26 protein-coding genes and 1 tRNA gene are annotated in these 24713 nt (G+C 64.8%); 14 read left to right on the top strand and 13 right to left on the bottom strand.

Annotated features, from left to right (window positions below; all coding sequences use genetic code 11):
* Positions 1 to 186: 186 nt before the first annotated feature.
* Positions 187 to 492 carry a 50S ribosomal protein L28 gene (gene rpmB / locus BJ122_RS16370; RefSeq protein WP_103012062.1) on the bottom strand — a complete coding sequence of 102 codons (306 nt, stop codon included), beginning with the start codon at positions 490 to 492 and terminating at the stop codon, positions 187 to 189.
* A gap of 401 nt (positions 493 to 893) precedes the next feature.
* Here rpmB and BJ122_RS16365 point away from each other — a divergent pair, with 401 nt between their 5' ends.
* The 4 genes from BJ122_RS16365 (at position 894) to fdxA (ending at position 6085) form a co-directional block, all read left to right on the top strand.
* The gene (locus BJ122_RS16365; RefSeq protein ID WP_245407760.1) at positions 894 to 1703 is read left to right on the top strand and encodes a DUF3108 domain-containing protein; all 810 of its coding nucleotides are present in this window, start codon (positions 894 to 896) and stop codon (positions 1701 to 1703) included.
* A 325-nt stretch (positions 1704 to 2028) separates the two neighbouring features.
* Positions 2029 to 5358 (top strand): helicase-related protein, encoded by a 3330-nt coding sequence (locus tag BJ122_RS16360; protein ID WP_110782285.1) that lies wholly within the window; start codon positions 2029 to 2031, stop codon positions 5356 to 5358.
* Positions 5359 to 5404: 46 nt separating this feature from the next.
* Complete coding sequence (locus tag BJ122_RS16355; protein WP_027278678.1) at positions 5405 to 5674, top strand: RNA-binding S4 domain-containing protein; 270 nt, start codon at positions 5405 to 5407, stop codon at positions 5672 to 5674.
* Positions 5675 to 5749: 75 nt separating this feature from the next.
* On the top strand, positions 5750 to 6085 hold the full coding sequence (gene fdxA / locus BJ122_RS16350) for a ferredoxin FdxA (protein ID WP_027278677.1): 336 nt from the start codon (positions 5750 to 5752) through the stop codon (positions 6083 to 6085).
* Positions 6086 to 6148: 63 nt separating this feature from the next.
* On the opposite strand, the gene BJ122_RS19845 is transcribed toward fdxA, so the two are convergent.
* Positions 6149 to 6487, bottom strand: coding sequence for a hypothetical protein (locus tag BJ122_RS19845; protein WP_146227210.1), 339 nt, complete (start codon positions 6485 to 6487; stop codon positions 6149 to 6151).
* 21 nt (positions 6488 to 6508) lie between these two features.
* Complete coding sequence (locus tag BJ122_RS19840; RefSeq protein WP_027278676.1) at positions 6509 to 6703, bottom strand: hypothetical protein; 195 nt, start codon at positions 6701 to 6703, stop codon at positions 6509 to 6511.
* Here BJ122_RS19840 and BJ122_RS16345 point away from each other — a divergent pair.
* Positions 6669 to 7538, top strand: coding sequence for a CarD family transcriptional regulator (locus tag BJ122_RS16345; protein ID WP_103012066.1), 870 nt, complete (start codon positions 6669 to 6671; stop codon positions 7536 to 7538). The genes BJ122_RS19840 and BJ122_RS16345 overlap by 35 nt on opposite strands.
* Positions 7539 to 8490: 952 nt before the next feature.
* Here the strand turns inward: BJ122_RS16345 and BJ122_RS16340 are convergent.
* Complete coding sequence (locus tag BJ122_RS16340; protein WP_245407758.1) at positions 8491 to 9930, bottom strand: M48 family metalloprotease; 1440 nt, start codon at positions 9928 to 9930, stop codon at positions 8491 to 8493.
* A 68-nt stretch (positions 9931 to 9998) separates the two neighbouring features.
* A complete protein-coding gene (locus BJ122_RS16335; RefSeq protein WP_110782284.1) occupies positions 9999 to 10769 on the bottom strand; it encodes a thermonuclease family protein in 771 nt (256 codons plus the stop codon).
* A 665-nt stretch (positions 10770 to 11434) separates the two neighbouring features.
* On the opposite strand from BJ122_RS16335, the gene BJ122_RS16330 reads away from it, so the two are divergent.
* A complete protein-coding gene (locus tag BJ122_RS16330) occupies positions 11435 to 12196 on the top strand; it encodes a VOC family protein (protein WP_110782283.1) in 762 nt (253 codons plus the stop codon).
* A 328-nt stretch (positions 12197 to 12524) separates the two neighbouring features.
* Here the strand turns inward: BJ122_RS16330 and BJ122_RS16325 are convergent, their stop codons facing one another.
* Together BJ122_RS16325 and BJ122_RS19470 are read right to left on the bottom strand one after the other, a co-directional pair.
* The gene (locus BJ122_RS16325; RefSeq protein WP_110782268.1) at positions 12525 to 13328 is read right to left on the bottom strand and encodes an enoyl-CoA hydratase/isomerase family protein; all 804 of its coding nucleotides are present in this window, start codon (positions 13326 to 13328) and stop codon (positions 12525 to 12527) included.
* A gap of 46 nt (positions 13329 to 13374) precedes the next feature.
* On the bottom strand, positions 13375 to 13845 hold the full coding sequence (locus BJ122_RS19470) for a hypothetical protein (protein WP_210205468.1): 471 nt from the start codon (positions 13843 to 13845) through the stop codon (positions 13375 to 13377).
* On the opposite strand from BJ122_RS19470, the gene BJ122_RS16320 reads away from it, so the two are divergent.
* Positions 13845 to 14627 (top strand): SDR family NAD(P)-dependent oxidoreductase, encoded by a 783-nt coding sequence (locus BJ122_RS16320; protein ID WP_110782267.1) that lies wholly within the window; start codon positions 13845 to 13847, stop codon positions 14625 to 14627. The two genes, BJ122_RS19470 and BJ122_RS16320, sit on opposite strands and share 1 nt — an antisense overlap.
* 87 nt (positions 14628 to 14714) lie before the next feature.
* Here the strand turns inward: BJ122_RS16320 and BJ122_RS16315 are convergent, their stop codons facing one another.
* Positions 14715 to 14999, bottom strand: coding sequence for a GlsB/YeaQ/YmgE family stress response membrane protein (locus BJ122_RS16315; RefSeq protein WP_110782266.1), 285 nt, complete (start codon positions 14997 to 14999; stop codon positions 14715 to 14717).
* Between the two features lie 130 nt (positions 15000 to 15129).
* Entirely contained in the window at positions 15130 to 15717 is a 588-nt protein-coding gene (locus BJ122_RS16310) for a YidB family protein (RefSeq protein WP_110782265.1), read from the bottom strand.
* Positions 15718 to 15913: 196 nt separating this feature from the next.
* Here BJ122_RS16310 and BJ122_RS16305 point away from each other — a divergent pair.
* Positions 15914 to 15990, top strand: a tRNA-Arg gene (locus tag BJ122_RS16305).
* A gap of 58 nt (positions 15991 to 16048) precedes the next feature.
* On the opposite strand, the gene BJ122_RS16300 is transcribed toward BJ122_RS16305, so the two are convergent.
* Both BJ122_RS16300 and BJ122_RS16295 read right to left on the bottom strand, forming a co-directional pair.
* Complete coding sequence (locus BJ122_RS16300) at positions 16049 to 17005, bottom strand: ATP-grasp domain-containing protein (RefSeq protein ID WP_110782264.1); 957 nt, start codon at positions 17003 to 17005, stop codon at positions 16049 to 16051.
* A gap of 20 nt (positions 17006 to 17025) precedes the next feature.
* On the bottom strand, positions 17026 to 17838 hold the full coding sequence (locus BJ122_RS16295) for a creatininase family protein (protein ID WP_110782263.1): 813 nt from the start codon (positions 17836 to 17838) through the stop codon (positions 17026 to 17028).
* A gap of 122 nt (positions 17839 to 17960) precedes the next feature.
* On the opposite strand from BJ122_RS16295, the gene BJ122_RS16290 reads away from it, so the two are divergent.
* From BJ122_RS16290 to BJ122_RS16270, 5 genes are read left to right on the top strand one after another with little or no spacing between them, the layout of a single operon-like run.
* Positions 17961 to 18980, top strand: a complete 1020-nt coding sequence (locus BJ122_RS16290; protein ID WP_110782262.1) for an ABC transporter substrate-binding protein — start codon at positions 17961 to 17963, stop codon at positions 18978 to 18980.
* A gap of 10 nt (positions 18981 to 18990) precedes the next feature.
* Positions 18991 to 19806 carry an ABC transporter ATP-binding protein gene (locus BJ122_RS16285; protein ID WP_110782261.1) on the top strand — a complete coding sequence of 272 codons (816 nt, stop codon included), beginning with the start codon at positions 18991 to 18993 and terminating at the stop codon, positions 19804 to 19806.
* Complete coding sequence (locus tag BJ122_RS16280) at positions 19803 to 20588, top strand: ABC transporter permease (protein WP_110782260.1); 786 nt, start codon at positions 19803 to 19805, stop codon at positions 20586 to 20588. Before BJ122_RS16285 ends, BJ122_RS16280 begins: the two co-directional genes overlap by 4 nt.
* Positions 20588 to 21568: a 2-hydroxyacid dehydrogenase gene (locus BJ122_RS16275; protein WP_110782259.1), complete on the top strand. Its 981-nt coding sequence runs from the start codon at positions 20588 to 20590 to the stop codon at positions 21566 to 21568. The genes BJ122_RS16280 and BJ122_RS16275 overlap by 1 nt, the downstream gene beginning before the upstream one ends.
* A 14-nt stretch (positions 21569 to 21582) precedes the next feature.
* Positions 21583 to 22299, top strand: coding sequence for an AprI/Inh family metalloprotease inhibitor (locus tag BJ122_RS16270; protein WP_110782258.1), 717 nt, complete (start codon positions 21583 to 21585; stop codon positions 22297 to 22299).
* A 160-nt stretch (positions 22300 to 22459) separates the two neighbouring features.
* Here the strand turns inward: BJ122_RS16270 and radC are convergent, their stop codons facing one another.
* Entirely contained in the window at positions 22460 to 23176 is a 717-nt protein-coding gene (gene radC / locus BJ122_RS16265; RefSeq protein WP_110782257.1) for a RadC family protein, read from the bottom strand.
* 74 nt (positions 23177 to 23250) lie between these two features.
* Positions 23251 to 23517, bottom strand: a complete 267-nt coding sequence (locus BJ122_RS16260; RefSeq protein WP_110782256.1) for a hypothetical protein — start codon at positions 23515 to 23517, stop codon at positions 23251 to 23253.
* Between the two features lie 155 nt (positions 23518 to 23672).
* Here BJ122_RS16260 and ku point away from each other — a divergent pair, with 155 nt between their 5' ends.
* Positions 23673 to 24713, top strand: coding sequence for a non-homologous end joining protein Ku (gene ku / locus BJ122_RS16255; RefSeq protein WP_110782255.1), 1041 nt, complete (start codon positions 23673 to 23675; stop codon positions 24711 to 24713).

Raw genomic sequence — 24713 nt, 5'->3', positions numbered from 1 at the left:
GGCGCTTGCGGCAACTCCCAGCCTAGGAGCATTACGAGGTCAGCACGTGGCCCATGCAGGTCATGATGCATCGGTCATGATGCTGCGGCCTGCTGCGGGACAGCGGGCTGGCGAACACCAAACGAAAACGGCCGGGTGAAGCCCGGCCGTCCCAAATTTATTTGCCTTGAAGGCGAAGCGCTGCGATCAGGCCTGAGCGGCCATCTCGGCGGTCAGCTTCTTCTTCTCGATCTGGCGCTTGATCTCGATCGCCTTCGGCGACAGTTCAGCGTCCTTGGCCTTGAGCAGGAAGCCGTCGAGACCACCGCGGTGATCGACCGACTTCAGCGCATTGGCCGAGACCCGCAGCCGCACCGAGCGACCGAGCGAGTCCGAGATGAAGGTGACGTTGACCAGGTTCGGCAGAAACCGGCGCTTGGTCTTGATATTCGAGTGGCTGACGCTGTGGCCGACTTGGGCACCCTTGGCGGTCAGTTCGCAACGCCGGGACATGGCGAAAATCCTCTGTCATCCCCGCCTCGCCGCGAGGCCGCGGGGGTTGAATATAATGTCCATTTCAGGAACCGCGGACCTATAGGGGGGAAGCCGGCTATCGTCAAGCGCAGCGCGCCAGGAACCTGCAATTTGTGACCGCAAGGCAGGGCGACGGCGCTGCGTTCGGCTTGAACTTCGCTCGGAATTGCAACCATATACACGGCGCGATTGCTTCCGAAACGATTGGCTGCTCACGCGGCCCCCCTCTGCAGGAGTTGTTCAACCGGATGACGCATCATGACGTCAAGCCAACTAGGCTTCCGCGTGAAGCGGTCCGCCCTTCGGTAGCAGCGCTCCTTTGGAAACAGCCCGTGCGCACGGCAAAGTTCAAGGCTCGGTGCAAAACCTGCCTGCTGAGTGTGAGCACGGCCCTGCTGGCGGCGCTCGCCGCCGCGCCGCCGCCGGCCGCGGCGCAGGGAAGGCTTGATGCGCAATATGAAGCCTCGCTGGCCGGCATTCTGATCGGGCGCGGCGCCTGGCGCATCGACATCGCCGACGATCAATATGCCGCCGCCGCCCAGGGCGGCTCCTCGGGAATATTGAAGGCGTTTTCCGGGGGCTCGGGTTCGGGCAGCTCCGCCGGCAAGGTCGTGAACGGCCAGTTGCAGCCGAGCGGCTACACCGCCACCACCTCCACCTCGCGCAAATCCGAGACCATCCGCATCACGCTGGCCGGCGGCGTCATCAAGGATTCCAGCATCACCCCGGAACCGCCCCCGGACAACGACCGCATTCCGATCACGGAAGCTCATCGCCGCGGCGTGGTCGATCCGATGACCGGCTCGATGATGCGCGTGTCCGGCACCGGCGATCTGATGAGCGCCGAAGTCTGCCGCACCGCCACCGCGATTTTTGACGGACGGATGCGCTACGATCTGAAATTCGATTTCAAGCGCATCGAGAACGTCAAGGCCGAGAAGGGCTATCGCGGCCCGGCGCTGGTCTGCGCCGTCTATTTCACGCCGATCTCGGGCTACATCGCCGACCGCGCCGCGATCAAATATCTGATGGCGCAGCGCGACATGGAGGTCTGGCTGGTGCCGATCCCCGGAACGCGGGTGCTGGTGCCGTTCAAGATGAAAATCCCGACGCCGCTCGGCAATGCGGTGCTCGAAGCCACCCAGTTCGTTGCCGCCGCCACGCCGCGCGCGGCGTCCAAAGGGCAGTGACCGGCCTTTGTCGTGGCACGCAACTAACAGGAGGCTGGAATCATGTTGACTCGGCACCGTTGCGGCGCATGGATCAAATTAACGTTTGGGGCCGGGTCGCGGCGCCCGCGAGCCGCGGTAAGGCTCGATCTGGTGGTGGATTTTCAGAGTCGGATCAATATGTTGGGGTGATCGCAGCCAAGGCGGCCGGAGTCAGCGATTCGGCCGCGATTCGTTCCGGACTCGTTCCAAGTCTGAAAAGAGCCGGTCGCTGGCCCGGCAAGCCGGCGTCACATTTTGCGACACATCGGTCTCTGCAGCTCAACCTCCTGACATGATTGGTGCCATGGTAGCTTTCCCGACCACGTTCGCATCGGCGTCGTCCTTCGAACGCGCCGCTGGCGCTGGCGTCACTGCGGTGCTCGGACCGACCAACACCGGCAAGACCCATCTGGCGATCGAGCGGATGCTGGCCCATTCCAGCGGCATGATCGGGCTGCCGCTGCGGCTGCTCGCGCGCGAGGTCTACAACAAGATTGTCGACCGGGTCGGCGCGGACGCGGTGGCGTTGATCACCGGCGAAGAGAAGATCAAGCCGGCCAGACCGCGCTATTGGGTGTCGACCGTCGAGGCGATGCCGCGCGATCTCGACGTGTCCTTCATGGCGGTCGATGAAATCCAGCTCGCGGCCGATCTCGAGCGCGGCCACGTGTTCACCGACCGCATTTTGCAGCGCCGTGGTCGCGATGAGACGCTGCTGCTCGGCGCCGCCACCATGCGGCCGATCATCGAGCGGCTGTTGCCGGGCGCGGCGATCATCACCCGGCCGCGGCTGTCGCAGCTCGAATATGCCGGCGACCGCAAGATCACCCGGCAGCCGCGCCGTACCGCGATCGTGGCGTTCTCCGCCGACGAGGTTTATGCGATCGCCGAGCTGATCCGGCGCCAGCATGGCGGCGCCGCGGTGGTGCTCGGCTCGCTGTCGCCGCGTACCCGCAACGCCCAGGTGGCGATGTATCAATCCGGCGACGTCGATTATCTGGTGGCCACCGACGCGATCGGCATGGGCCTCAATCTCGACGTCGATCACGTCGCGTTCGCGTCCGATCGTAAATTCGATGGATATCAATACCGCCGGCTTAATCCCGCGGAATTTGCCCAGATCGCCGGCCGGGCCGGCCGCGCCACCCGCAACGGCACGTTCGGCACCACCGGCCGCTGCGCGCCGTTTGAGCCGGAACTGGTGAACGCGCTACAAAATCATACCTTTGACAACGTCAAAATGCTGCAATGGCGCAATTCCAGGTTGGATTTTTCCTCGCTGGCCGCCTTGCAGGTGTCGTTGTCGGTGCCGCCGCCCCATGAGGCGCTGACCCGCGCGCCGATCGCCGAAGACCTCCGGGTGCTTGATCACGCCGCCCGCGATGGCGATGTGCGCGATATGGCCCATGGCGCTGCGGCCGTCGAACGTCTATGGGACGCCTGCCAGATTCCAGACTATCGGAAGCTCGCGCCGTCAGCGCACGCCGAATTGGTGATGACGGTGTTCGGCTACTTGATGCGAAAAGGCAGAATTCCTGATGCATGGTTTGCGGCCCAGATCGCCCAGGCGGACCGAACCGATGGTGACATCGACACGTTGTCTGCGCGCATTGCGCAGATCAGAACTTGGACCTTCGTGGCCAACCGGCCTGACTGGTTGCGCGACCCTGATCACTGGCAGGGCATCTCGCGCGAGCTGGAAAATAAATTGTCAGATGCGCTCCACGAACGCCTTACAGAGCGTTTCGTTGATCGTCGTACCAGTGTATTGATGCGCCGCCTGCGGGAAAATGCGATGCTGAATACCGAAATTGGAAAGACCGGCGAAGTGATCGTCGAGGGCCACGCAATCGGTCGGCTCGACGGCTTTACATTCGTTCCGGATGCCGCCGAGGCGGGCTCCGAAGCCAAGGCGCTGCAGGCTGCAGCGCTCAAGGCGCTGGCCGGCGAGATCGAAGCGCGCGCCGGCAAGCTCGCCGCTGCGCCTGACGAACAATTCGTGCTGACCTCGGATGGCACCATTCGCTGGACCGGCGACGCCGTGGCCAAGCTGGTGGCGGCCGACGACGCGATGCAGCCGCGGCTGCGCATCATTGCTGATGACCGGCTGGCCGGCGCGGCGCGCGAGGCGGTGCAGGCCCGGCTGGAACTCTGGCTCAAAACCCATCTGGAAAAGCTGCTCGGTCCGCTGTTCGAGCTGTCGAAGGCCGAAGACGTCAGCGGCATCGCGCGCGGCATCGCTTTTCAGCTGATCGAGGCGCTCGGCGTGCTGGAGCGCTCCAAGATCGCCGCCGAGATGAAGGATCTCGATCAGACTTCGCGCGCCACCCTGCGCAAATACGGCGTGCGTTTTGGCGCCTATCACATCTACTTCCCGTCGCTGCTCAAGCCGGCGGCGCGCTCGCTGGCCTCGCTGCTGTGGGCGCAGAAGCGCGACAATGTCGATCTGTCGGCGCTGTCCAATGCCCAGCATCTGGCGAGCAGCGGCCGCACCTCGTTCCCGGTCGACAAGTCGCTCGATCGCGAGGCCTATCGCACGCTCGGCTATCGGCAGTGCGGCGAACGCGCGGTGCGCGTCGATATTTTGGAGCGGCTCGCCGATCTGATCCGTCCGGCGCTTTCCTGGCGCGAAAACGCGCCGGGCGAAAAGCCGGCTGGTGCGTTTGACGGCCGCGGCTTCACCGTGACCCAGGCGATGACCTCGCTGACCGGCTCGGCCGGTGAGGATTTTGCCTCGATCCTGCGCGCGCTCGGCTATCGCATGGAGAAGCGGCCGCCGCTGCCGGCGCCGGCCGTTACCGCGCCCGCTGCGGAGCAAGCTGCCCCCGCGGAAGCCGTTGCTGCCGAGGGCGCTGCCGACGTCACTGAACTGGTCCAGGAGGCGGTCACCGAAGCGCCGCCTCTCGACGCCGCGACCGAGGCTGCTGAAGCACCTGCCGAGACCCCGGCCGCCGAGACCCCAGCCGCCGAGACGCCCGCTGAAGCGCCGGCTGCTGAAGTGGCTGCTGAGCCGGTGGCTGAAATTGCCGCCGAAGTGCCTGCCACTGAGGCGCCTGCCACTGAGGCGCCTGCCACTGAGGCGCCTGTCACTGAGGCGCCTGCCGCGGATGGCGTTGAGCCGGTCGCCGCCGAGGGCGAGCAGCCCGCGCCGGCTGCCGCCGCTGCGCCCGCTGAGCCGGAATTTGTTGAAGTGTGGCGTCCGGGCGGTCGCTCGGATGACCGGCCGCGCCAGGATCGTCAGCGTCATCGCCATGGCCAGCATGGCCGCGGCGGCGCGGCTGCCGCCGGTGGTGAGGCGGGGGCTGAGGGCGCCGAGGCGCGCGACAAGGGCGAGCGCCATGGTGGCCGCCGCGACCGCGACCGTAAGCCGGAATTCCGTCGTCCGCGCGACGAAGCCGGCGAGGGCGAGGGGCAGAAGGGCCGCGAGGGCCATCGGTTCCAGGGCAAGGGCCGCAAGGATCACAAGGGCCCGAAGGGCGGACGTCAGGGGCGCGAGGGCCGCGAAGGCGGCGATCGCGCGCCGCGGGTGTTCTCGTCGTCGCAGCCGCCGCGTGAACGCGCCGCCGATCCCAATTCGCCGTTCGCCAAACTGGCCGCGCTGAAAGAACAACTGACCGCAACCCGCAAGGATTGAGTTTTGGCGCGGGCCGCGTGCCCGCGCCCGCAACGATTGGTGACCGTTGGAGCGCCAGCGACTCGACAAGTGGCTGTGGCATGCGCGCGTGGTCAAGGCGCGCAGCAGCGCCGCCGCGCTGGTCGAATCCGGACATGTCCGGATCAATGGCGGCCGGCAGACCTCGCCGGGGCACGCGATCAAGATCGGCGACGTGGTGACGATTGCGCTGGATCGTGGCGTGCGGGTGCTGAAGGTGATTGGATTCGCCGACCGCCGCGGCGATGCGGCCTCGGTTACTGGACTTTATGCCGATCTCGGGCTGCCCCCGAAGTAGGCATCTTCACTTGCGGCTGCGGGGCTCCTGCGGTACGCAAACACTCAAAATTTAGAACCGTTCCGGAGCGTTTGGATGACTTACGTCGTCACTGAAAACTGCATCAAGTGCAAATATACCGACTGCGTGGAGGTTTGCCCGGTAGATTGCTTCTACGAGGGCGAGAACATGCTGGTCATCAATCCGGACGAGTGCATCGACTGCGGCGTGTGCGAACCGGAATGCCCGGCCGACGCCATCAAGCCGGACACCGAGCCGGGCCTTGAGAAGTGGCTGTCGCTGAACGCCGAATATTCGAAGACCTGGCCGAATCTCACCCAGAAGAAGGATGCGATGCCGGAAGCGAAGGAATTCGACGGCGCCGCCGACAAGGCCAAGCTGTTCTCGGCGCAGCCGGGTACTGGCGACTGATTTTTGCCGGCTTTCGCCGGTACGGTCGAACCGATTCGATCGCCTGAACTTAACCCTGTTCGATCATCCTGCCGCGTTAGCGGCGGGATGATGTTGCACTTTCGCATAAATCATTGATTTTTGCGGAAAATGTGCTATTTTTAGCGCATTCTTGAGCGGGCTCCAGCCACGCCGTTGTGTCTCGAGGAGTCCGCCGTAACATCGAACAGGGGCGTGGCTGTTCCACGCGCAGGCTGTGCCACAGAAAACGCGTAAGAAGAGTGTTTCTAAGGGTGTGAAAGCCGCTGCGGCCAGCCGCAGTGCCAAAACGTCTCGTTCAGCGGCCACGGCCCGGGCCGCCACCAAGACCAGTTCGAAGCCAAGTTCGGCGGCCGCCGCGAAGGCCAGCCCCAAATCCGTCACCAGTGCCGGTCAAGGTAGCCATCACGGTGCCAAGGCTAGCGCCAAGACCAGTGCGAAGTCCAGTTCCAAGACCAGTTCGAAGACCAGTTCCACACCCACGAAGTCAGGTTCTAAGGCCAGCTCGCATACCAGTACCAAGTCGAGTTCAAACGCGGGTTCAAAGTCGAGCGCCAAGACTGCGGTGAAATCGGCTGCGCCCGCGAAAACGGTTGCCAAAGCTGCTCACGCGGCCCCGGCAGCCACCTCCCCCAAGAACAAAAGAAGTGAAATGCAGAAAACCTCCGTAAAGACCGCTGCGAAGCCATCTGCTGCTGCTGTGAAAGCGCCTGCCAAGCCTGCTGCCGCCGCTCCCGCGGCGACCAAGCCGGCCAGCAAGCCCGCTGTCGCGGCCAAGCCGGCGGCTGCCAGCAAGCCCGTCACGGCCCCTGCTGCAGCGCGCGTTGAGGAGGCGAAGAAGCCGCTGACCCAGCGTCAGGGCTTCAAGACCCATGAATTCGTGGTGTACCCGGCTCATGGCGTCGGCCAGATTCTGGCGATCGAGGAGCAGGAGATTGCGGGGGCTCGTCTGGAGCTGTTCGTCATCAACTTCATCAAGGACAAGATGACGCTGCGGGTGCCGACCGCCAAGGTCGCCAATGTCGGCATGCGCAAGCTGTCGGAGCCGGCGCTGGTCAAGAAGGCGCTGGAAACCCTCAAGGGCCGCGCCCGCGTCAAGCGCACCATGTGGTCGCGCCGCGCCCAGGAATACGAAGCGAAGATCAACTCCGGCGACATCGTTGCGATCGCCGAGGTGGTGCGCGACCTGTATCGCTCGGAATCGCAGCCCGAACAGTCCTACAGCGAACGCCAGCTCTACGAAGCGGCGCTCGACCGGCTGTCGCGCGAAATCGCGGTGGTGCAGCAGATCACCGAGACCGAAGCGGTCAAGGAAGTCGAGGCGCAGCTGGTCAAGAGCCCGCGCCGCGGTTCCAAGGCTGAGGCCGAGTCTGACGCCGAGGGCGACAGCGATGCCGATGCCGATGACGATCTCGCCGCGGACGAAGCGGCGTAAGATCGACCAACGATCGTGCGATTATTGCAAAAGCCCGGCCTTGCGGCCGGGCTTTTTGCTGCGTGGCGGCTGATCAGCGCCTTGGGCTAATCGGTGTTGTCTGCTGAACGGGTCGACTTGCTGACCAGGGCCTTTTGCTGGTCCGTGCCCCCAATTGGGATGGGTTATGCCAGCGGCTCCTACCATTGACACGTCATGCCCGCGCTTGTCGCTGGCATCCACGTCGTGAAAGCGCTGCAAGATCAGAGACGTGGATGGCCGGGACGGAGCCCGGCCATGACGTGCGGCTAGGTCGGTATCAATCACCGTTGGTATTATGCCCTCGCTTGTCGCTGCTTCATGGCCCGGCGAAGCTGCAGGCAAAGACCTGAATGGTCGGGCCGAGCCCGGCCAAGACGGGCAGAGACGTTGGTGTTGCGGCGAGCTTACCGGCTATCGCAACCCAACGATTATCAGCCGCGAATCCTCCCTCCCCCCGCGTAGCGGTGGGGAGGGTCGGCGCGCAGCGCCGGGGTGGGGGGCTCTATCATTGAAGTTTGACTGCTGACGTTCTTGAGGCAATCTGTTTGTCATGGCTCGCGCAGACGCAGCTACCCCCACCCGTCCGGCCTTACGGCCGGCCACCCTCCCCGCAAGGGGACGATACCATCGGGTCGTGTCAATGATCGTCATGCCCGCGCTTGTCGCGGGTATCCACGTCTTAAAATCGCTGCAAGATCAGAGACGTGGATGGCCGGGACGAGCCCGGCCATGACGTGCGGATAGGTCGGTATCAATCGCCGTTGGTATGAGAACGCGTTGAGCGGCCCTGCGGGGCAAATCGCTTGGGTGCGCTTGGTAGCAATGCCAAAGCTGAGCGAACGACCTGATGCCGTAGCGCATTCATCAATGCCGGATGTGTTGCCATCACGAGCAAAGCGCTTTGGCCGCAAAGAGCACAGCTGGCCGTGCGTCAGTCGACGACGATCTTGACCCGTTCGCGCACCTTGACCTCACCGCGCGGCTCGATGCCGTTCAGCACCCGGAACCGCTCGGCCGGGCGATCGACGCCGGCCATGCGATGCGACAGCGATTCCACGGTGTCGCCCGGCTGCACGGTGATGACCTTGATGCGCAGCGGCCGCGCCGCCTGAATCTCTTCCAGTGTCAGCCGCCGGAATGAGCCGACCGTCTCGCGGGCGTTGCGCTCGCTTTCGGTCGATTTGTGTTTGGCCGCGAAGATGAAGCGATAGACGTCGCTGCCGAACCGCAGCGCGTAGGCGCGGAACTGCCATTGATCGCCGCGCGCTTCGACGGTCGCCGCCGGCAGGCCGTTGATGGTCAGCTCCTCGGTGGTGCTGCGATCGACATGGTCCATCCAGCCGGAATTGAGATAGTCGCCGAGCGACTGTTCGGCTGCGACCCGCACCACGTCAAAGCGCATCGCCTGGTTGCCGCCGTCGCGCACGCCGATCACCGCCTGCGCGGTGTTGTCGAGCGTAAATGATTCCGGCGCGGTGAAGGTGAAGCCGAGCTTGGGATGCAGGAAGCGCCGGCCGCGCACAAAACCCTCGCTCGGGTCTTCGCCATAGACGATGCCGTCGATGATCGACAGATAGTCCTCGCGGTCGCGCTCGCCGCCCTCGGGCACGCTATATTGCCGGGCATTGGCCTGCGCGTTCTGCACGCGCTCGGGCGTCGCTGGATGCGACGACACGAAATCCTGCGAGCGCGGATCGGGCGACGACGCCCGTCCGGCCTTCAGTGCGGCATTGCGTTCCATCGAGGCCAGGAACCGCGACGCCCCGAACGGGTCGAACCGCGCGCGCGCCGAAATGCCGACGCCGATGCCGTCCGCTTCCAGTTCCTGCGCGCGCGAAAAGCTCGCCAGCGACAATTTGGTTTTGGCGAGCGCCAGCGCGGTCATGTCGGGATCATTGCCCATGTCGGTGACCACGCGCGTCACCAGCGCCGCCTGCTTGGCCTGGTCCTCGCGAATCGTGGCGTGCCTCGCGAGCACATGCGCCATTTCATGCGACAGCACCGAGGACAGTTCGGAGGTATCGTTGGCGAGCGCCAGCAGGCCGCGCGTCACATAGAGCTGGCCGGTCGGCAGCGCGAACGCATTGACCGCGCCGGAGTTCAGGATCGTGACCCGGTATGCCATTTCCGGCCGATCGGACGCCGCCACCAGCCGGTCGACGGTTTTGCTGATCAGCGCTTCCAGCTTGGGATCGCTATAGCTGCCGCCATAGGTCGCCAAAATGCGCTCATGCTCGCGTTCCGCTGCAGCGGGCGAGGGCGCAGGGCGCGGCGGCTTGGCGGGCGCGGTGGTCGGGGGAGCTGCCGTCTGGAACCGGCTGGCATCGCCGCAGCCACTGAGCGACAGGCATAGCACGGCCGTCGCCGCCAACAGGCCGCGGCTCGTCCTGAATGTCCCCCGCTGTTCCGTCCTCGCCACGTCCTGATTCCCACCGGCGATTACCGATCGCCGATTACTTCGATCTGCCCAACATGGCGGACCGCGATTTGCGGACCGTTCCTGTTTCCGATGAAGCCGCGGACCCGCACCCAACGCTTGTCCAGCGCCTTGGGTAACAACCCCACACTCTCCAAGGCGGTGACTTGCTGCCTTGAAATAGTCACGGCGAAGTCCTGTGTCCAGCGACGGCCAAAATTGACATATACCGTCGCGCCCACGCTGCGCACCGTCAGGACGCGCCCCTCGACCACCGTGAACTGCCCCATCCTCGACATGATGTCGCCAGGGTTTTCCGGGTTTTTTATGGCGGTGGGATCGCTCCAGAACCCGGCGCGGGCTTTTCTCGCCATGTTTTCAGCGCTCAGCAACTGCGCGCGGCAGGCCGAATCATCGAGTTCCCCGGAGGCGACTGCGGCGCCCTGCTGCAACAGCTGCGCCTGCACCGGCACAAGCTCGCCGGCGCGATAGACCAGCGCGCTTTGCCGGCCATAGCGATCGGGGTCAGCAGTGTGGCCGTGCAACGTCACCTCACGCCCGAGCAGTAACTGTGTCAGCGCTGCCTGATCGGCCGCGCGCGGCGGCGGCAATCGCGCGAGGCCGCCCAATTTCACCTCGCTGCCGTCGTGCAGCCGAATGGTGATCGCATCAATGATCGCCGCGACCTGACCCTCGCCAAGCCGCGGTAACTGACAGGCTGCGGCGCTATTAACTGTGAGCGCGGTGGTGGCTGCTGCAATCAGCAGCGCCCACCTGCGACGTTGTTGCGTCATGGCTCTCTTTCGCGCCCCGCTTAGCATCGCCTTCGTCGATCAGTCCGGTCGATTGAGTTGTATCGTAGCAAACATGCGCGCGTCGGCAATGTTTGAGCAACCATCTCGACGTTGCTGCGCTTGCCGAGGTCGGTCGGTTGCGGCATGATCCGACCACAAGATCAGCGCGCATAAGCTGATCACGATCGGAGGGGCCATGGGGAATAACAGCTCGGCGCAACACGCGCCGATGCGGCCGGTATTAGCCATCACCGCGCGATGCGCACTCCGACCAGATCAACGCGGACCAGGCTTCGCTGGTACGACACCGACCATCACCTCATTAGCATCGGGCTTGTCGATCTCGCTGCGATGTTAGTTGCCGCATCGCGACGGTGCCTCACAACGACTGCGCGTCTGCCGCGCGGCTGACACGCAAGCTGATGCCGTTGCGCTCACGATGGCGCGAGCCGCCATCGCGCCGGTGCAACTTTGCGCCGGCTCACAACTTCTGAAATCCTGCGGGCTGCTGCAACAGCGCGCGCGATTATCCGCCATCAATCGATGACTGTTGCTGCCACCGTGCGCCAAGTGAATGAACATCAATGCTCGCTGACGTCCTGTACCCGGTTCCGCCGTATGATCGATATCGCGCGTTCGCGCCGCCGGCACCAGCGGTGGTGGCGATGAGCGACGATCTGTATCTGCGCCAGGTGTGCCTGGCGGTGTCGCACCTCGAACCAACGGTCGGCGATATCGCCGATATCATGGGGCTGAAGGTGTGTTTTCACGATCGCTCGGTGGCGCGCTACGGCCTGGAGAACGCCGTGCTGCCGGTCGGCACCACGCTGCTCGAAGTGGTAGCACCGATCCAAGGCGAAACGGCGGTCGGCCGGTTTCTCGGCCGCAGTGCTGGCCGCGGCGGCTACATGATGATTTTCGGCTGCGACGATCCCGGTGCGCGCGCCAAGCACGCCGAACGGATCGGCGTGCGGGTCGCCGACGTGATTGAGCAGGACGGTTATCATGGCGTGCAGCTGCATCCGCGCGATTGCCGCGGCGCGTTGATCGAATTCAATCATACCGAACACGGTCACGATTTGCGCGGCCCTTATCCACCGGCGGGACCGAACTGGACGCGCGCGATCGATACCAGCGTCACCGAGAGCCTGCAGGCCGTGGAGATTCAAAGTCCCGACGCGCAGGATCTGGCGCAGCATTGGGGCCGGATTCTGCAATGCGAGCTGCGCGGCACCGCGGCGGGCGCCGATATCGAACTGCCGAACTGCACGCTGAATTTTGTCAAAGGCGGCATCGAAGCGTTCACCGCGCTGACGTTCAAAGTCCATGACGTCAACGACGTCTGTCAGAGCGCGCGTGACAAAGGCATCGAAGTCTATGGCAACGCCTTTTTGCTCGGCGGCGTCCATTTTCGCCTGGTCGATTGAGCGGCGTAGCGCTCAGCAATCAGCGCCGGCGCGCATTCGCTGATACCAACGGCGATTGATACCAACCACTCCGCACGTCATGGCCGGGCTCGTCCCGGCCATCCACGTCTTTGATCTCGCACCGATTTTAAGACGTGGATACCCGCGACAAGCGCGGGTATGACGGTTATTGATACGACCCGATGGTATGAGAGGTCATGGCCGGTCTTGTCCCGGCCGTTGCCGTCTCTCGCACTGCTGCTGATACGACAATGCCCGCGACCAGCGCGGGCATTGCGAGTTGGTCGAGCTGACGACGCGGGCCGCAAGATCGCGGCCCGCTTGGTTGTTACCGGCCCTTGAAGTCGGCCAGGCGCCGTTCCTCGGTGGCGCGGATGCCTTCCTTGAAGTCTTCGGTGGCGCGCAGCCGGATCTGCTCGGCCAGCTCGTGCCGGGTCGCCGCCAGCACGCGGTCGGCAAGACCGGCGCGCATGGTCGCGCGGGTGGCCAGCACGCCGAGCGGCGAACATTCGGCGATTTCGCGCGCCAGCTTCAATGCCGCGCCGCGCAATTCGTTGTGCGGCACCAGCACATTGGCAAGCCCTATCTTGTAGGCCTCTTCGCCGGTGACACGCCGGCTGGTGTAGAACATCAGCTCGGCGTTGTTGCGGCCGATCAGTTCCGGCAGCGTCACGGTCAGGCCAAAGCCGGGATGGAAGCCGAGCTTGGTGAAGTTGGCGGCGAACCGCGCGTCCGGGCAGGTGACGCGGAAATCGGCAGCGAGTGCCAGACCAAGACCGCCGCCGATCGCCGCGCCGTGCACCGCAGCCACGATCGGTTTCTTGTTACGGAAGATGCGCACCGCCTCGATGTAGAGATGACTGACATCACCAAGGCTGGCGGACGGGTCGTGCTGCTCGCCCGGTTCGATCGGGGTGCGGGCCGGATCGTTGAAATCGGCACCGGCGCAAAATGCCTTGCCCTGCGCTGCCAGCACCACGGCGCGAATCTGCGGGTTCTCGTCGAACTCGGTCAGCGCGTCGGCGATCTGGTTGATCAGCGAAATGTCGAAATAGTTGTGCGGAGGACGCTGGATCTCGATGGTGGCGACGTAGCCGGTCGTCTCGATTCCAATGTCGGTGTAGCTCGTCATAAGGTCCTCTATCATTGAATCGAATCATCTCTTGTCGGCAACACGCTTAGCGCAGAGCGGCGCACGGCGCGATGACGCTGCGCAACCGCCGGCACCGGCTCCCTGAATTGTGAGACCCGCGGGGCGACGGGCGGCAAACGCTGATCCATAACGGCACGATCAGCACCGGCGGCTGCGATGCAAGCTGCAAATCGGCGGACGGCTTCCAATTGGTGAACGGCGTGCGATCGGTGCGCGAACTCTGGCGGCGGACCACCGATTGCGGGGCGCATCGCCGTCGCAGGGACGATATCGTCGGTTTCCGGCACGGCGCTTCCTCGACCATCGTTACCGTGGCGTCGATCGCCATCGGGCTGTCATTGTAGTTGGTGGCATGATGAGCGTAGCGCGCGGCAATGACAAGCGCGCCGAAGTGCGGGTATCTCCATGCTGCGCCGCAGGTGATGCTTGCCGCGGTTCCGGCAGCGGCTAAGCTTGCGGCACGTAGCCAATAACCAGTCAAATGGGGGAACGCCAATGTCGACCGAAATGCTGAATGCCATTGTCACCGGAGCGTCATCCGGGCTCGGAGCGGCGACCGCGATCCGATTGGCCAAGCCGGGCGCCAAAATCCTGATCAACTATGCTTCCAACCATGCCGATGCCCAAGCCACGGCAGACCAGTGCCGGGCCGCCGGCGCTGACGTGATCGTGATGCAAGGCGATGTGTCCCGCGATGAGGATTGTCGCGCGCTGGCCGCGGCGGCGGCGCCCTGGGGCCATCTCGATGCGCTGATCAACAATGCCGGCACCACCAAGCACGTCGCCCATAGCGATCTCGATGGACTGTCGGCAGAGGATTTTCAGCGGCTCTATGGCATCAACACCATTGGGCCATACCAGATGGTGCGGGCGGCGCGTGCGTTGCTGGAAGCGGGCGCCAAGGCCAAGGGCCGTCCCGCGGCGGTGGTCAATGTGTCGTCGGTCGCCGGGCTGAGCGGTATCGGCTCCTCGGTGGCCTATGCCGCCAGCAAGGGCGCGCTCAACACCATGACGCTGTCGCTGGCGCGCGCGCTGGCGCCGCTGATCCGCGTCAACGCCATTTGTCCGGGCTATATCGATACGCCGTGGTTCACCAAGGGGCGCGGCGCGGAAGCGGCCAAGCAGGTGCGCGATTTCATCACCGCGAAAGTGCCGCTGAAAGTGGCCTCCAGCGCCGATGATATTGCCGCGCTGGTGTGTTTTCTGGCGTCACCGCAATCGGGCCATATGAGCGGCGAGTTGGTGCGGATGGATGCCGGCCTGCACCTCGTTAATTGAGGCACGATCGAACGATCAAGCCGATGCAATGAGATCGAGCGCAGTCAACTCAGCTGAGTGCTGCGCTCGCTCAAGTGCAAACGCACGCTAGTTAGGCCAGCGCCGCTCGTCGGAAATAGCGCGCCGCGCCGCCATCCGGTTCCAGACAAACAGCACCACGATCGCGCCGATCGTTGCGGTGATGAAGCCGGCGCCCTGGTTGGGGCCGTAATGGCCGATCATCTGCCCGATCATGGTGGCGACGAACGCGCCGCCGACGCCGAGCGCGGTGGTCAGCACAAAGCCCTGCGGGTTGTTCGGTCCGGGAGACAGCAATTTGGCAATCACGCCGGCAACGAAACCCACCACAATAATCCAAAATATGCCGCTCATAGCTTGGTCCTCTTCCAGCAGGGTGGCTTGCAGCAATCACCACCCCGGCGCTTACCGAAGCGCCCGTAGGTGACTGAGCCTGGTTCCTGGCACGGAACCGCAGCGGGTAACGCGCCAGAGCCGCGCTGGTTCACACCCAGCGCGACGCTTCGTCGTCGGTCGGCAGGCGGCCGTCCGGCGTCAGCTGATCGACCACATCGGGCAAATAACGGCTCAAGCCATCGAGCAGTTCATCGCGCGACAACCCGGTCTGCGATGACAGCGCGTCGAGCTGATCAGCGCCGAGCGCGCTGGCGAGATCGTTGGGTGAAATCTGCTGGTTCGGGCCGCGCCGCACCCAGGAATCGGCATCGTCGCCATGGCCGCTCTGCTGGAACTGGCGCAGCAGATCATTGAGTCCGCCGCTGAGAATGCTGCCGGCCGCGCCGCCGGCCAGCAGGCCGCCGAGGCCGCCTTTCAGCAAATCGCTGAGGCCGCCAGACGAACCCGTGTTGACCGGACTACCGGAATGCGGAACCGAGGTGCGGTTGCCCTGCTGCGGGTAGGGGGGCGGATAGGGCGGCGGGGCGTCCGGCCGGTCAGTGAGATGCTTGTAGGCCTTGTAGGCCAGCAGAGCGAGGATCGCCATGGTGATCGGCGAGGTGCCGCCCTTGGCTTGCGGATCGGATGGCCCGCGCGGGCCATTCTGCATACCGTTCAGGATATCCATCAGACCCATGGTCGCCTCCCGTCGCGTATCCCTGCAGGGACATAGAGAACCATTTGTCCAATACAAGACGGCAACAAGGCGGCGGTTCAACAGCGGGACGCCGTGCGCCGGCGCTGGGACGGCAGCGCGCCGCCGCCCCGCCGGGGCTGGCGAGCCGCCATCCGCTCTGCTATGAAGCCGCGCGTGCCCGCAATTCGCGGGCTTCGGTCCCGTAGCTCAGCCGGATAGAGCGGCGGTTTCCTAAACCGTAGGTCGGAAGTTCGAGTCTTCCCGGGATCGCCAGCCCGCGCCGCCGCTGCGGCGCCGGGGACCGCATTTTCGAGTGTAGAAAACGTGGCGCCTAGTTCTGGCGGGCTGATGCCGCCAACACCTGATCGAGCGCGGCGCGATACACGGCTTCCACGATGTCCGGATAGCGGCCGTGCAGCGACTCCATCATCACCCCCGAATTGATTTCGAGAATGCGCGGCGCGCCCTGTTCAAAGATCACGTCGACCGCGCCGAACCGCAGTCCGATCGCGGCGGCGGCGCGGCTGGCGAGTTCAACGCTGGCGGTGCGCACCGGGCCGTCGCTGAGCAGTTCGGGCTGCGCGCCGAGATCAAGATTATGGCGCCAGTCGAGCACCAGCTTCTGCCCCTGCGGCAGCACGGCGTCGAGCGCGGTGCCGCTTTGCGCCAGCGCCGGCAGTAGCACGGCAAGCCGTTCCAGCGGCAGCCTGGCGCGTAGCAGCTCCAGCACCGAGCGTTCGCCGTCGCCGGCAATCGTCGGCCGCATCTTTTCGTAAACCACCTGCGGCTGCCGATCGAGCAGCACCACGCGCACCTCGCGCTCAATGTCGAGATAGGGCGCGATCGCCAGATTCTGCTGCACGGCGAAGATCGCGCTGGCGGCCTGTTCCAGCTCAAGCTCGCTGGTGGCTTTGGCGACCAGATAGCCGCAAGTGCCCTCATTGGGTTTCAGCACCACGCCGCTCGGGTGCTCGGCGAGCAGCGCCAGCATCGGCGCCCAGTTGCCTGCGGTCGGCGTGTATTTGAACTGCTTTGGATTCATGAACAGCGTGTGCGGCACGCAGGCGACGCCCTCGGCGCTCAAAAGCTCGGCGGTCGCGGATTTGTCATTGGCGATGCGATGCACCACCGCGCTGTTCAGGCCGATGTCATAGCCATAGACGAAGTGCTTGAACCCGCCGCCATGCAGCACCACCAGCCAGCCGTCGAGCCGCTGCTCGACCTTGATGCCGCGCTGCTGGCAATAATCCTTGATGACCCTGACGATCACGCGCTCAGTGTAAGGCATGGCGAATATTCCGGTGCGGCTCAGACCTGCGGCGCGCGATCGAGCGCTGCAAGATCGAAGCGCGCCACATCTTCAAGCAGTTCGCAAAACGCCCGCGCGCCATGATCGATCAACTGCCGGCCCTTGTCGGCGCTGGCCTCTCTGGCATCGCCGACCGCGCCGCTCTCATGTAGATCCTGAGTCTGCCAGGCCATCGGCGCCGGCCGCTGCGTCGATAGCCAGCGATAGTCCTGCGCCATCGTCTGCCCGGCCGATTGGAAATTATCGATGCGCTCCAGGTCAACGAGCTGCGGCGCATGGGCCAGCATGATCGAGGTCTCGATCGCGCCGCCATGAATGCCGTGGCGCAGTTCGTCGGCGCTGAACAAACCGTCCGGCACGCCGAACCGTGCCCATGAGGTGGTGACCGCCAGCATGCCGTGCCGGGCGCGCAGCTCCTGCGCCGCCAGCGTCATCGCCGCGCTGTTGCCGCCATGGCTGGTGACCAGCACCATCTTGCGCAGGCCCGCGGCGGCGACGCTGTCGCCAATCGCCAGCCAGCTATTGATCACGACATCGGGCGGCAGCGTCAGCGTGCCGGGAAAGTCGCCGTGCTCGCTGGACAGGCCGATGTTTTGCAGCGGCAGGAAACTCGCCGGCACGCTCGGCGCCAAGAGCTGCTTTACCCGCGCCAGATAGGCTTCCGCGATCAGGATATCGGTGCCGAGCGGCAGATGCGGGCCATGCTGCTCGGTGGCGGCGAGCGGCAGCACCGCGATCCAATTGGCGGTGTCGGCGGCGGCGAGGTCCGGCCAGCGCAGCGCGGTCCAGTCGCGAGGGGGAGTTGCGGTCATCGGTCGGCCTGATCTCTGCTGACGTTTGCGGGCACGGCAGCCAGTCCGCTACAATGCCCGCGAAGCGCCAGCAAGCCCATCTTGGGCCGATTGTGGGCGCCCATCATCAATGGAGTGGCAATATGAGTTCGGCAGTCCTGTGGCGCACGCTCACCGCGGGTTGGCTGCTGCTGGCGTCGGTGCTGCCGGGCGCGGCCGACGACAAGCTCGACAAGGTGTCGTTCGGCACCAATTGGGTGGCCGAGGCCGAGCATGGCGGTTTCTTCCAGGCGCTCGCTGACGGCACCTACAAGCGCTATGGCCTGGATGTCACCATCGTGCCCGGTGGGCCGAGCGTCAACAACCGCACGCTGCTGATCGCCGGCAAGCTCGATTTCTTCATGTGCGCCAACACGCTGCAATCGTTCGACGCGGTTGCCAACAACGTGCCGGTGGTGACGGTGGCGGCGATGTTCCAGAAAGACCCGCAGGTGCTGCTCGCGCATCCGGACAGCAATGTCACCAAGCTCGCTGACCTCAAGCCGATGACGCTGTTCATCTCCAAGGAAGGTATCGCCAGCTACTTTCAGTGGCTGAAGTCGGAGCATGGCTTTAGCGCTGAGCGCGTGAAACCCTACACCTTCAATCCGCAGCCGTTCCTCTATGATCGCAACAGCGCGATGCAGGGCTACGTCACGTCCGAGCCGTTCGCGATCGAGAAGCAGGCCGGCTTCAAGCCGACCGTGCTGCTGCTCGCCGATTATGGCTTGAGCGGCTACTCCACCCTGATCGAAACCCGCCGCGAGCTGACCGAAACCAAGCCCGATCTGGTGCAGCGCTTTGTCGATGCCTCGGTGATCGGCTGGTACACGTATCTGTACGGCGACAACAAAGCCGGCAATGACATGATCAAGCAGCTCAATCCGGAAATGACCGATGAGCAGCTCGCCTATTCGATCGACAAGATGAAGCAGCACGGCATCGTCGATTCCGGCGATACGCTGCGCAACGGCATCGGCGCGATGTCGGACACCCGGATTGCCGAGTTCTTCGACAAGATGTCGCGCGCCGGCGCGATTCGCCGCGACCTCGATTTCCGCAAATCCTACACGCTGCAATTCACCAACAAGGCCGTCGGCATCGACCTGCGTCCCCGGCAGTAGGCGGCACGCGATGGCCGGGTCCGCAGCCTCGAACGTGACTGACGATGCGGCGGCCGAGGCTGTGGTGCGGCTCCAGGCCGTTACCAAGCGCTATCGCAATGGCGTGCTGGCGCTCGGGCCGTTCGATCTCACCGTTAAGCGCGGCGAGTTCGTCGCGCTGGTCGGGCCGTCGGGCTGCGGCAAATCGACCGCGCTGCGCCTGGTCGCGGGCCTTGCCGAGCCGAGCAGCGGCACGGTGCGGATCGCGTCCCGCCGTGCGCGTTCCGGCAGCGGCCATGCGATCGGCGTGGTGTTTCAGGAGCCGACCTTGATGCCGTGGGCGAGCGTGCGCGGCAATGTCGGCCTGCCGCTGAAGCTTAGCCATGTGCCGCGCGCGGAGATCGAGCCGCGGGTGATGGCCGTGCTGGCCCAGGTCGGGCTGCGCGATTTTGCGGGGGCCATGCCGCGCGAATTGTCCGGTGGCATGAAGATGCGCGCCGCGCTGGCGCGAGCGCTGGTCACCGATCCCGACATTCTGCTGCTCGATGAGCCATTCGCCGCGCTTGATGAGATCACGCGGTTTCGGCTCAACAACGACCTGCTCATGCTGTGGCGCGAGCTCGGCAAGACCGTGATCTTCGTGACCCACTCGGTCTATGAGTCGGTCTATCTCGCGCAGCGCGTTTTGGTGATGACACCGCGTCCCGGCAAGATCGCCGACGAATTTGGCATCAACGCCGCCGAGCCGCGCGGCGAAGCGTTCCGGATGACGGCGGATTATGCCGCCCATTGCCGCGTGGTCGCTGAGGCGCTGGCCCGCACCGCCGATCCCACGGAGGGCCGATGACCGGGGTGCGGCTGCTGCGGATCGCGCTGCCGGTGGTGGTGTTCGCCGGCGCGATCGCCGCTTGGCATGCGGTCGTGACCATCAACGCCATTCCGCCCTATGTGCTGCCCGGGCCCGGCCTGGTGCTGACGACGCTGGTCAATGATTGGCCGGTGCTGTCGCAATCGCTGGCGGTGACGCTGCTCACCACATTGCAGGGCTTTGTCGCCGCGGCGCTCGGCGGCACGGCGCTGGCGATCCTGTTCAATCAGTCGCGCTGGCTGGAATTCGCGCTATTGCCTTACGCCATCATCTTGCAGGTGACGCCGGTGATCGCGATCGCGCCGCTGTTGCTGATCTATCTGCCGCAGCCGACCGCGGTGGTGGTGTGCGCGTTCATCGTGGCGTTCTTTCCGGTGCTGGCCAATACCACGCTCGGGCTGGCCTCGGTCGATCGCAATCTGGTTGGGCTGTTTCGGCTCTATGGCGCCTCGCGATTGCAGACGCTGCTCTATCTGAAATTGCCGGCCGCGCTGCCGCAGATGCTGGGCGGGCTGCGCATCGCCGGCGGGCTGTCGCTGATCGGCGCGGTGGTGGCCGAGATCGCGGCCGGCTCGGCCGGCGCCGGCTCCGGACTTGCCTACCGCATCGCCGAGTCGAGCTACCGGCTCAACATTCCGCGGATGTTCGCCGCCTTGCTGTTGCTCTCGGCCGCGGGCATTGTCATTTATGCGGGTCTCGCCTGGGCGTCGCATTTGGCGCTGCGACGCTGGCATGAGAGCGCGTTGGGGAAAGACAATTGATGGCAATTGGACCATCGCAGAAAACCGATCTGCTGCTGTTCGGCCCGCGCAAGCGGCTGATTGAGAATGGATTTTCAGACAGTTTCCGGCTGCACAGCGCGGTCGATGACACGTCGCTGGCGCAGTTGCCGGCCGAGGTCGCCGAGCGTGTGCGCGGCATCGGCGTCACCAGCCTGGTACCACTGCGCGCGGCGCAGCTGGCGCGCTTTCCGCGGCTGGAAATCATCGCCACCTTCGGGGTCGGCTACGACCATATCGACCTTGGCTATGCGCGCGAACATCGCATCGTGGTCACCAACACCCCGGACGTGCTGACCGAAGAGGTCGCCGATACCGCGCTCGGGCTGTTGATCGCCACGCTGCGCGAATTCATCCAGGCCGACCGCTATGTGCGCTGCGGGCTGTGGCAGACTCAGAATTATCCGCTCAGCGTCGGCTCGCTGCGCGACCGCAAGGTCGGCATGGTCGGCATGGGCCGGATCGGCCAGGCGATCGCGCGTCGGCTCGATGCCTCGCGGGTGCCGGTGGTCTATCACTGCCGCAACCGCGTCGCCGGCATGCTCTATCCGTACTATGCCGATCTGGTGGCGATGGCGCGCGACGTCGATACGCTGATGGTGATCACGCCGGGCGGTGCCAGCACCGCCAAGCTGATCAACGCCGAGGTGCTGCAGGCGCTCGGCCCGCGCGGCGTGCTGATCAATGTCGCGCGCGGCTCGGTGGTCGATGAGCCGGCGCTGATCCAGGCGCTGCGCTCGGGAACGATCCTGGCCGCCGGGCTTGATGTGTTCGCCGATGAGCCGAACGTGCCCGAGGAATTGCGCGCGATGTCCAATGTCGTGCTGCTGCCGCATATCGGCTCAGCCTCGGTGGTGACGCGCAATGCCATGGACCAGCTGGTGGTCGATAATCTCAAGGCGTGGTTCGCCGGCAAGCCGCCTTTGACGCCGGTGGTGGAAACGCCGGTGTGGAGCCGTTGATCGGGGGCGATCGAATGTCCAAGCGCGCGTGCCGGAGAACTCAAGCCGCAGGAGTGCTAGTCGCGCTGCTGGCGGCGATATTGATGCCCGGCGCGGCCCGGGCTGATGATGGCTCCAAGCTCACCAAGGCGATGGTCGGGCAGTGGGAGCTGTCCACCACCGAGCGCAGCAAGACCTGTGTGGTGACGCTGAAGCCGGACACCACGCCGCAAGGGTTGAAGCTGGAGTTCGAACCAGGCTGCACCGCGGCGCTGCCATTCACCAAGGACATCGCGTCCTGGTCGGTGAAAGGGCTCGACATCGTGCGGCTGCAAGATGCCGCCGGCCAGTCGGTGATCGATCTCACCGAAGTCGAGAGCGGCATTTTTGAGGGTATGCGCAGCGGCGAAGGCATCTACATTCTGCAGAACCTCGCGGCGGCGCGCTCGCTCGCCAAGTCGATGGATCAGATGATCGGCGACTGGTCGATGGTGCGCGGCAGCGGCCGCGCGATTTGCGGGCTGACGCTGACCAACACCGAAGCGGCGACGCCCGACAATTTCGCGGCGTTCCTGAAACCGCGTTGCGACCCGATGGTCACCAGCTTTGCGCCGACCATGTGGCGGCTGGAACGCGGCGTGTTGGTGCTGATGTCCGATCGCGGCGAGGTCTGGCGCTTTGAGGCCGACGACAACGCGCAGTGGCGCAAGACGCCCGACAGCGCCGACCCGTTGCTGATGATGCGGCAGTAATCGAGGCCGCTGCGGATTGATAGTAACGGATGGGAAGTGATCCTCTCCACGCGTCATGGCCGGGCTCGTCCCGGCCATCCACGTCTTTGAACGTGCTCCGCTGTTAAGACGTGGATACCCGCGACAAGCGCGGGCATGACGAGTCTCGATTGAGTTACGATCAAATCAGCCGCAGCCCTTTCAGGCTGGCATGGCCATTCTTGCCGACGATGATGTGGTCATGCACCGCGATGCCGAGCGGGCCGGCGATCGCCACGATCGATTGCGTGAGCTGGATGTCGGCGGCCGACGGCGTCGGATCACCCGACGGGTGATTGTGCACCAGGATGATCGCCGAGGCTGACAGCTCGAGCGCGCGCTTGACGATCTCGCGCGGATAGACCGGGGTGTGATCGACCGTGCCGATCTGCTGCAATTCGTCGGCGATCAGCTGGTTGCGCTTGTCGAGAAACAGAATCCGGAACTGCTCCTTGTCGGCGAACGCCATCGCAGTGCGGCAATAATCCAGCACCGCGGTCCAGGACGACAGCACCGCGCGGCTTTTCAGCTTGCCCTTGGCGACCCGGGCCGAGGTCGCGGCGATCAGCCTGATCTCGATGATCGCGGCATCGCCAAGGCCGCGCACCTCGCGCAGCCGCGCTTCCGAGGCGTGCACGGTCTCGGCGAAGGAGCCGAATTTGGTGATCAGCTCCTTGGCCAGCGGTTTGACGTCGCGTCGCGGCAGCGCGCGAAACAGCACCAGCTCCAATAATTCATAGTCGGACAGCGCGTCGGCGCCGGCCGAGCGGAAACGCTCGCGCAGCCGCTCGCGATGGCCATGATAGTGCGGCGCGTCGGCAAAGCCCGGCCGGCCGCCCTCGTCGCTTTCGGTTGCCATCGGGCACCCATCCCCGGATCTTGCCTAGAGCATGCCGTGGCTGTCGGTATTTGCAACCGGGAATTGCGGGCACGCTAATCTGCGCTCGGCAGCCGGCGCACGGTGAATTCGATGCGGTCGCCGGGCAGTTCGCGCCAGCTTTCGACGGCGCTCATATAGGCGGCTTTCGGATAGGCGGTGAGGAAGGCGCGCGCCTGATCGCGGGCCTGGTCACGCGGCAGCGTCCAGGTCTGGCGCACAAAGCCGTCGGCTGGCGGCCGGCGCGGCGCCGCCCGGTCTGCCAAGCGATCAGCCAGACGATCTGCCAAACGATCAGCCAAGTCGCGCGGTCGATCGGCCATGTTGAGACTCCTGTCTCACGCCCTCTGCCCCTCAATATAGCAACCTGCGGAACGAATCCGAGAGCCGTTGCTTGAATCGCCGCCGGTTCCCGAAGGGCAGGGCCGTGGCCGGCACCATCCGGCGCCTTGCGTGTGCGAGTAGGGAGTAACGGGCCATGGCCCCGCGCGCCAATTGGAAGGGGTTTTTGCGGCTGTCGCTGGTGACCTGCCCGGTGGCGCTGTATCCGGCAACCTCCGAGGCCGAGAAAATCAGTTTTAATCAGATCAACCGTGCCACCGGCCACCGCATCAAATACCTCAAGGTCGATGCCGAGACCGGCGAGGAAGTGGCGCCGGAAGACATCGCCAAAGGTTATCAGGTCGATACCGACAGTTTTGTCGAGATCAGCAAGGACGAACTCGAGGCGATCGCGCTGGAATCGACCCGCACCATCGAGATCGACCGCTTTGTGCCGAAAGATGAGATCGACGACCTGTATTACATGCGGCCCTATTACATCGTGCCGGACGGCAAGGTCGGCCATGACGCCTATGCGGTGATCCGCGAGACCATTCGCGAGCTGGATCGGGTGGCGCTGGCGCGGGTGGTGCTGACCAACCGCGAACACGTGATCGCGCTGCAGCCGCGCGACAATGGGCTGATGGGCATGCTGCTGCGCTATCCCTATGAGGTGCGCAGTGCCGCCGATTATTTCGACGGCATTCAGGAGGTCAAAGTCACCAAGGATATGCTCGACCTCGCCCGCCACATCGTCGAGCAGAAATCCGGGCCGTTCGAGCCGGACAGTTTTGAGGATCACTATGAGGCGGCGCTGACCGAGCTGATCAACAAGAAGCGCAACGGTCAGCCGATCGCCGCCAAGGCGCGGCCGAAGGGCGACAATGTCATCGATCTGATGGAGGCGCTGCGCCGCAGCCTCGGCAGCGATGCTCAGGTTGCCAAACCCGCCGCTGCCGACAAGGCTTCCGCCAAGCCGGCCAAGGGCAGGAAGCGCAAGACCGCGGCCGGGCAAAAGGAAATGCTGCTGCCGATCAGCGGTTCGGGTTCCAAGGGCAGCAGCGCCAAGGCGGATAGTAACAAGGCGGATAGTAACAAGGCGGATAGTAGCAAGGCCGACGAGCCGAAAACGGCCGGCCCCAAGCCGAAAAAGACCGCCCGCGGCGCGGCGGGCGGCAAGGCTCGTAAAGCGGGCTGA

This window comes from Rhodopseudomonas faecalis, assembly GCF_003217325.1.
GTDB lineage: Bacteria > Pseudomonadota > Alphaproteobacteria > Rhizobiales > Xanthobacteraceae > Rhodopseudomonas > Rhodopseudomonas faecalis.
This window is presented reverse-complemented; position numbering and strand designations above follow the sequence as displayed.